Annotated in this window: 7 protein-coding genes and 1 pseudogene; 6 read left to right on the forward strand and 2 right to left on the reverse strand. The window is 62.5% G+C overall.

Annotated features, from left to right (window positions below; all coding sequences use genetic code 11):
- Nucleotides 1-45: 45 nt before the first annotated feature.
- Nucleotides 46-1,788 carry an ATP-binding cassette domain-containing protein gene (locus ACO550_RS33905; protein WP_315598326.1) on the forward strand — a complete coding sequence of 581 codons (1,743 nt, stop codon included), beginning with the start codon at nt 46-48 and terminating at the stop codon, nt 1,786-1,788.
- A 184-nt stretch (nt 1,789-1,972) separates the two neighbouring features.
- Nucleotides 1,973-2,167 (forward strand): hypothetical protein, encoded by a 195-nt coding sequence (locus tag ACO550_RS33910; RefSeq protein ID WP_315598325.1) that lies wholly within the window; start codon nt 1,973-1,975, stop codon nt 2,165-2,167.
- A 99-nt stretch (nt 2,168-2,266) separates the two neighbouring features.
- Here the strand turns inward: ACO550_RS33910 and ACO550_RS33915 are convergent, their stop codons facing one another.
- Nucleotides 2,267-3,067, reverse strand: a complete 801-nt coding sequence (locus tag ACO550_RS33915; RefSeq protein WP_315598324.1) for a UPF0149 family protein — start codon at nt 3,065-3,067, stop codon at nt 2,267-2,269.
- 185 nt (nt 3,068-3,252) lie between these two features.
- A pseudogene (locus ACO550_RS33920) lies at nt 3,253-3,453 on the reverse strand (oxidoreductase); the annotation flags it as partial.
- Nucleotides 3,454-3,506: 53 nt separating this feature from the next.
- On the opposite strand from ACO550_RS33920, the gene ACO550_RS33925 reads away from it, so the two are divergent.
- The 4 genes from ACO550_RS33925 to ACO550_RS33940 all read left to right on the forward strand — a co-directional run bounded on the left by ACO550_RS33925 (nt 3,507) and on the right by ACO550_RS33940 (nt 6,794).
- Entirely contained in the window at nt 3,507-3,713 is a 207-nt protein-coding gene (locus tag ACO550_RS33925; protein ID WP_485995093.1) for a hypothetical protein, read from the forward strand.
- A 53-nt stretch (nt 3,714-3,766) separates the two neighbouring features.
- A complete protein-coding gene (locus ACO550_RS33930; protein ID WP_315598342.1) occupies nt 3,767-4,642 on the forward strand; it encodes a LysR substrate-binding domain-containing protein in 876 nt (291 codons plus the stop codon).
- A gap of 121 nt (nt 4,643-4,763) precedes the next feature.
- Entirely contained in the window at nt 4,764-6,194 is a 1,431-nt protein-coding gene (locus ACO550_RS33935) for an MFS transporter (RefSeq protein WP_315598323.1), read from the forward strand.
- A gap of 312 nt (nt 6,195-6,506) precedes the next feature.
- Nucleotides 6,507-6,794: a hypothetical protein gene (locus ACO550_RS33940; protein WP_315598322.1), complete on the forward strand. Its 288-nt coding sequence runs from the start codon at nt 6,507-6,509 to the stop codon at nt 6,792-6,794.
- Nucleotides 6,795-7,149 lie beyond the last annotated feature (355 nt).

A 7,149-nucleotide genomic window follows, 5' to 3' on the forward strand; every position in this document is an offset into this window, starting at 1 on the left:
GCGAGGGACATGCGCTGTGAAACACTGCAAGGGAGTGACCACTGCATGATGGCACCTGAATCCACCGTTCGTCCGCCCGCCATTGGCCTTGGCAGCGCGGCGCGCGACCTCTATCGCGCGCTCTGGCGCCATGCCGACGGTGCGCGCGCCCAGATGCTTGGCGCAGCCGGTCTGCTGTCGGCCGCGCAGTTGCTGCGGCTGACCATGCCCTGGCTGGCCGCGCAGGCGATCAATGCGCTGCAGCAGGGCAATATGGAAACAGCCGGGCGCTGGATCGTCGGCCTGATCGGCATCTACCTGTTGTCGTGGCTGCTGCATGGTCCGGGCCGGATACTGGAGCGCAACGTGGGCGTGCGCGTGCGCGAGCGGCTGGCCGACCAGCTTTATGCGCGCATCGCCGCCGCGCCTCTGGCCTGGCGCGACGGCCGGCATTCGGGCGAGCTTCAGCACCGCGTGGTGCAGGCCAGCCGGGCGCTGTCGGACTTCGCGCAGAACCAGTTTGGCTACCTGCAAAGCGCGTTCAACTTCGTTGGCCCGATCGTCGCGCTGGCCTTGCTGTCGCGCACCAGCGGCATGATCGCGGTGACCGGGTACGTGGTCATCGCGCTGATCATCCTGCGTTTTGACCGTACGCTGATGCAACTGGCGCGCGCCGAGAATGACGCGGAGCGCCGTTATGCCGCCGCGCTGCTCGACTTTGTCGGCAATGCCGGCACGGTCATCGGGTTGCGACTGCAGGCAGCGTCGCGCAAGCTGCTTGACCGCCGCATGGAGGCAGTGATGGCGCCGTTGCGCCGCGCGGTGATGGTCAATGAAGGCAAGTGGTTTGCGGTGGACCTGCTTGGCATGGGGCTGACCTGGATTCTTGTGGTGGTCTACGTACTGCAGTCGCGTCAACCGGGGCAGGCGGTGCTGCTTGGCACCATCTTCATGATTTACCAGTATGCGCAGCAGGCCGCGTCGGTGGTCGGTGCGATGGCCTCGAATTTCCAGAGCTTCGCGCGCATGCACACTGACTACGGTAGTGCCGAACCGATCTGGGACGCGCCCAGTGATCCGGATGCCATTGTCCCCGCTGTGGTGCCCAACGCGCCGTGGCAGACGCTGGAACTGCGTGGCGCCACCTGGCGCTACGCCGACGACGCGCGCGGTGGTTTGCATGGCATTGACCTCCAGTTGCAGCGCGGCGCGCGCATCGCGCTGATCGGTCCGAGTGGCGGCGGCAAAAGCACGCTGCTGCGCACGCTCGCCGGTCTCTACCATCCGCAGCACGGCGAACTGCGGCGTGATGGCGCGGCACGGGACTGGACCGAACTGCGTACGCTGGCGACGCTGATCCCACAAGAGGCCGACGTGTTCGAAGCCAGCGTGGAGGAAAACCTTACCTTTGGCGCGCCGGCCGATGCGGCGGCGCTGCAGGCTGCGGTCCATGCGGGCGTGTTCGACGAGGTGCTGCAACGACTTCCCGACGGCCTGGCCAGCGCACTGAACGAGCGGGGCGGCAACCTTTCCGGCGGCCAGCGACAACGGCTGGCGCTGTCCCGCGGCGCGCTGGCGGCGCAGGGAAGCTCGCTGCTGCTGCTCGACGAACCTACCAGCGCGCTCGACCCACAAGCTGAAGGCCGAGTGTTCGACCGCATGTTCGCGGCGTTCCCGTCGGCCTGTATTGTTGCCTCGGTACATCGTCCGAGCCTGCTGGCACGGTTCGACACCATCGTGGTGGTGGAGGCCGGACGCGTGACCGATGCCGGGCCGCGCGACGAGGTGCTGGCAAGGCGCGGTGACTGAGTTGCCGTAGCTCTGGCAGGTTCCTTCCACGCGTTACAGCAGTGATTCGATTGGCCGACACCTGAAAACATGTGTCCTGATATAGCGCGCAGATACTGATGATCTCTTCTACCTTAGTGGCACCAGTGCTCAGACGGCATCAAAGCGATGCGGACTGGTTCCCTATTGCGCAAGGAGGTCCATCATGCTGCCGCTTCTCGCACTCCACAATCTCGCGCAACGGCGCGGCGATGGGCTGCGCCCGGAGTTGTTGGCGTTGCTAACGCGTCGTATCGAAAGTGGTCTGTCTGCTCCGATGGAGTCGGATGACTCGCCACCTCTGCGCTCGGCGGATTTCCATTCAGAGGAAATTAACTGCGCCGAAAGCTCTCACGACTGAGTCGCCAGCAGGGTACGGCTCTCCACGACCCTTAGCGGACCGTCGCAGCAGGAAACCTAAAGGACCGGCGAGAGAAAGCTGCGAGAAAGCGCTTTTCCCTTATATCCCGTGGCACTTCTTGAACTTCTTGCCGCTGCCGCAAGGGCACGGGTCGTTGCGGCCGGGCTGGTCGCCCCTCACCACGGCCTCCACGCGCGGGCCCAGGCTCTTCCAGATCTGGCGCAGGTCGTAGACAGCCCAGATCGCCTCGCCGAAGGTTTCCACGCGCGCCTGGCTGGCGCTGGGCGGGCCATCCTCGCTGTACATGCAGACCTCGGGCTGGCCGGTGTCGTCCTCGGTCAGGGCGACGATGCCGTCGAGCGCGTCGTCCAGCCACTGGGCGGCTTCCTTGTCGCGCGGGGCGGCCCATTCCTCGGGCCAGTTCTCCACCGCGAACATGAAGCCCAGCGCCCACACCTGGCCAAACGACGGGATTTCCCGCCCGTCCATCTCTGCGCGCTCTTCTTGGGGCAGGCTCAAGATGGCGCCGCGGATGTCCATGGCCTCGGGATGGAAGGTGCGTTCGTCCTCCAGCGTCTCCACGGGCTGGTCGAGCTGGTGCTCCACCTCGTTCCATCGGCGCTGCCACAGCTCCATAAAGCGGGTCTGCTGGGCCGCTTCACGGAACGCGGGCAGCAACGGCAGCGGGCTGCCCTCGGCCACGTCGAGCGCCGCGCCGTCGCCCAGCAGCATGGGCAGGTAGTCGGCAGCGGGGATGCGGCGGCGCGTGCAGACCAGGGCCGTGAGAAAGCCGTCGCAGAACTCCCATTGCGGGATTTCCTCAGCGCGCTGGCGCAGGTCGTCCAGCAGATCGTCAAGCTCTTGGAGTTCGTCGGGTGTCAGGGCGGTGGCTTCGGTCATGGGGCGGGTTCTCGCGGTGCGGGTTGGGGATGCGCTGGACGCATCGCCGCGAAGTATAGCGCCGCCGCTTTGGTTGCAAGAGCCACAATCTCTCGTTTCACGCGTTCGCCGCGAAGTCTCCGAACCACTGTGCGGATCGAGGATAGTCAGGGCGTCGCCGCAGACCACCCGCCAGCCGCGCTTGTTTAGAACTCTTGCTGGGTCGGTCGCAGGACGATCTCGTTGATATCCACGTCTGCCGGCTGCTCGATGGCGTAAGTGATCGCGCGGGCGACGGCGTCGGCAGGAATGGCCATCTTGTAGAAGTCCTTCACAAACGCGGCGCTTTCCTCGTGGCTGCTGCCGTGCTTCAGTTCCGAGTCAACCGCACCGGGTTCGATCGCCGTCCGTTGACGAGTGTCAATGTCTCTGCTCATAGACCACTTGTACCATGTGGCCGATGCAACGATTCCAAGCCTTTAGATTCGAACTGACACAGGCGCTGTTCGTCTGTGTCCAAGGCGGGTACAAGAACAACGCCGATCACGTCGGCGCGATCAGTATTTTAGAGCGCGGAAAGCGCTTGTTAGCCTGTGGAGAGCCGGTGCAGTCGGGCCGCTCGAAGAAGCAGGAACCCACCGAGGCGACTCAGGCCCTCGCGGCCTAAGCGCGGTAGGAATTCCCGTCGTTTAGGGCGGGGAGGATTTCAATCGATTGGAGATGTTGCGGATATTTGTGGCGGCCGCCGAAGCTGGCAGCTTCAAGGATGCCGCCATCCGTTTGGGCATTTCGCCTCAGGCCGTGACGCGCGGAGTCCAGGAGCTCGAACGCTTGCAGGGGGAACTGCTGTTTCACCGGAATACGCGCCAAATCCGCATCACGGCGTTCGGTGAGGCGCTCGCGCAAACTGCGCGGGAACGCCTGGCGTTGATCGATGCGATGTTCTCCCCAAACGATGCCAACAAAGACGAGGACTACGCCGGCATCGTTCGCATTACCGCGCCGAAGGCTCTGGGTCGAATCGGATTGCTCCCAACGCTTTCAACCTTGGCCATTGCACATCCCGGTCTGCGCATTGACCTCAGTCTTAGCGACACCCCCGCTGATGTTGTGGACGAGCGCATCGACATTGGTGTGCGGTTCGGGCCGGTGCGAGACAACCGATTTATTGCGCGCAAGGTAAATAGTCATGCGTTCCATGTGGTCGCAGCGCCCGCCCTTATCGATCGAAGGGGGGCGCCGACGCAGATCCACGATCTAGAAACACTGCCAACGACGGTCATGCACGACTTGTCGACAGGCCGTCCCTGGCCATGGCTGTTCGCGCAGGGACGCAAGTACACGCCTTCGGCGCCGACGTTTGCCAGTAATGACTCCGAAGCGGAGCTGGATGCGGTGCTGTCGGGCCTGGCGTTTGGCCAGATTGCAGGATTTCTGGCCGAGGATCACATCGCTGCGGGACGCTTGGTGCGCGTGATGCAACATCTCGAGCCAAGTCCGTGGGACCTCTATGTCTACCGGCCCCAACGGGGGCCGGTGGCGCCTCGTGTGCGACTGGTGTTCGATGGACTGGTCAAATCGCTGGCGGGCGCTTGAAAGGCCCGGTCCGCGTTTCTTGGCCGGACTCTGCCCTCGGCCATGACACGACGTTCACGGCGACCTGTAAAGGGGAAATAAATAAATATCGTACGATATAGTTTTTTTCTCATTTCAGGCCATGTCCGACGCTCAATCCAATGACGTACAGCAGGTCAATCTGCGTGCTGTGATGATCCTGGTAACGGGTGCGCTCTTCATGGAGATCCTTGATGGGAGCATCATCGCCACGGCGCTACCGGCGATGGCGCAGTCCTTTGGAACGACAGCGGTAAAGCTCAACATCGGTGTGAGTGCATATCTGCTCGCCCTCGGCGTGTTCATTCCCGCCAGCGGCTGGGCGGTCGACCGGTTTGGCGCGCGGTATGTCTTCGCATTGGCCATCCTGCTGTTCACGGTCAGTTCCGCGCTGTGCGGTATCGCTGACAGCCTGCCCAGCTTCGTGGCGTTCCGGATTGTCCAGGGCATAGCGGGAGCGATGATGGTGCCCGTGGGTCGGCTGGTCGTCATCTCCTATACGCCACCGAATCGGCTGATGGCTGCAATGTCCGCACTGATCTGGCCGGCGCTAATCGCGCCGGTGCTCGGCCCCCCACTAGGCGGCTTTATCGCAACGCATTTCGGTTGGCGATGGATCTTTTACCTGAACCTGCCACTGGGGATGATCGCGCTGATCGCGGCATGGTTCGTTATTCCCAATGCGCGCGGCGCATCAATGCGGCGTTTCGACTGGATTGGCTTCGTCTTGTGTGGGGCGGGGACATTCATGCTGCTGTCCGGGCTCGAACGGGTAGCGGAATACCCCGATGTCTGGAGTGCCGCATTGCTGAGCGCGGGCGCGCTCTCTGTATTCCTGGCTGTCAGGCATTTGCGGCGCGCTCCTGCGCCTTTGGTCGGACTTCGTGCCTTTACCATCCCCACATTCCTTGTCGCCATGCGCGGGGGTTCGCTATTCCGCATCGCTATTAGCAGTGCGCCGTTCCTACTCCCATTGATGTTCCAGGTGGGATTTGGCTATGACGCGTTCCGGTCGGGTCTGTTGGTCCTGTTTGTTTTCGTCGGCAATCTGGCGATGAAATCAGTCACCACCCCGATACTCAGGCGGTTCGGCTATCGGACGGTGATGATCTGGAACGGCCTGTTCTGTGCGCTGAGCCTTGGAACTTGTGCGTTACTGACTCCGGACATGCCGGTGCCGCTTGTGGCGGCCATCCTGATTGTTGCAGGCATGACGCGTTCCATGCAATTCACGGTGCTTGGCACGATTGCGTATGCCGACGTGCCGAAGCCGCAGATGCCTGACGCCAACGGGCTGTTCAATACCCTTAGTCAAGTCGCGATGGCCGCAGGCATCACGCTCGGCGCACTGAGTGTTCGCGCTGGTCACGTCGTCACGACATCGCTCGGCCTGGCTGCGCCTGGCGCTGACTATCGCATCGCGTTCGTATTCGTGGCGATTTTCGCGTTGACCGGTTTGTATGACGCGCTTCGAATTGCTCCGGGGGCGGCTGATCATTTCGTAGAGAGAACGCCTCGAAAGCCGGCACCCTAATCGATAATTGGAGAGCTTGGTCCAATTCGATCGCCGTGCTGCTGTCCCAACTGTCATGCACGCTTCGCGACGGACGTATCCGCTACTACGTTCTTAAGAAGGTTGGCTAAGGCGGACGGCAGCGGTTCGACGCCTGCGGATGGTCCTCCTCGATTGCGACACGTATCGTCGTCTGTAACGCGCCCTGCCTCTGCAGAAACAAAGCTTACGGATTGTCACGAGTTGGTAGTCAACTGACCGTGAGATTGCCCCGTTTTGTGGGATAAGCGCGGCACATCGCAGCGCCCAAACCTCTCAGAAGGATTGTCGATCATGAAGAAGCTGTTTGCTGCCGTTGCCGCTTTTGCCATCACTGGTGCCGCCTTTGCGCAAGGTGTTGCCCCGGCTCCCGCCACGGCCGCTCCCGCAGCGCCGGCCACTGCGGTAGCTACGCCGTCCGCTGCGAAAGCGCCCGCCGCTACAGCGACCCACAAGCATGCCACCAAGCACGCCAAGGCAACCAAGGTGAGCGCCGAGAAGGCTGCTGCGCCGGCCAAGACCGAGAAGGCTACGGTCACGGCAGAAAAGGCCGCGCCGGCAGACGCCGTCAAGAAGCAGTAATCGCGAGCCAGTAGACCTGCGGGTTGACGCCACAGGCGCACCCGCAAAGAAAGCAGCCGACATCGTCGGCTGTTTTCTTTTGGAAGAGATGAAGGCGGTTAAGCCCGCGGGGCATAAGCCCTTCTTGACGTTTTTTTAACGTCCACGCGGGGAGCCTCAGTTTCCAACGTCGAAGTCATTACTATCGGTAGGTCCAATCAAGATCAATATGCCGTAGAACAGCGCCGCCAGGAACAGCGTCTCCAGCATCCCTGACAATCGCTTGCTGCTTGACATCCTCCCCTGCGCCTGAAGGCGGGGGATTCCTTCTGCGTCTGAAACGATGACTCCAGTGTCAGCTCACTTCGGCGGGTTC

Source organism: Cupriavidus sp., assembly GCF_057315035.1.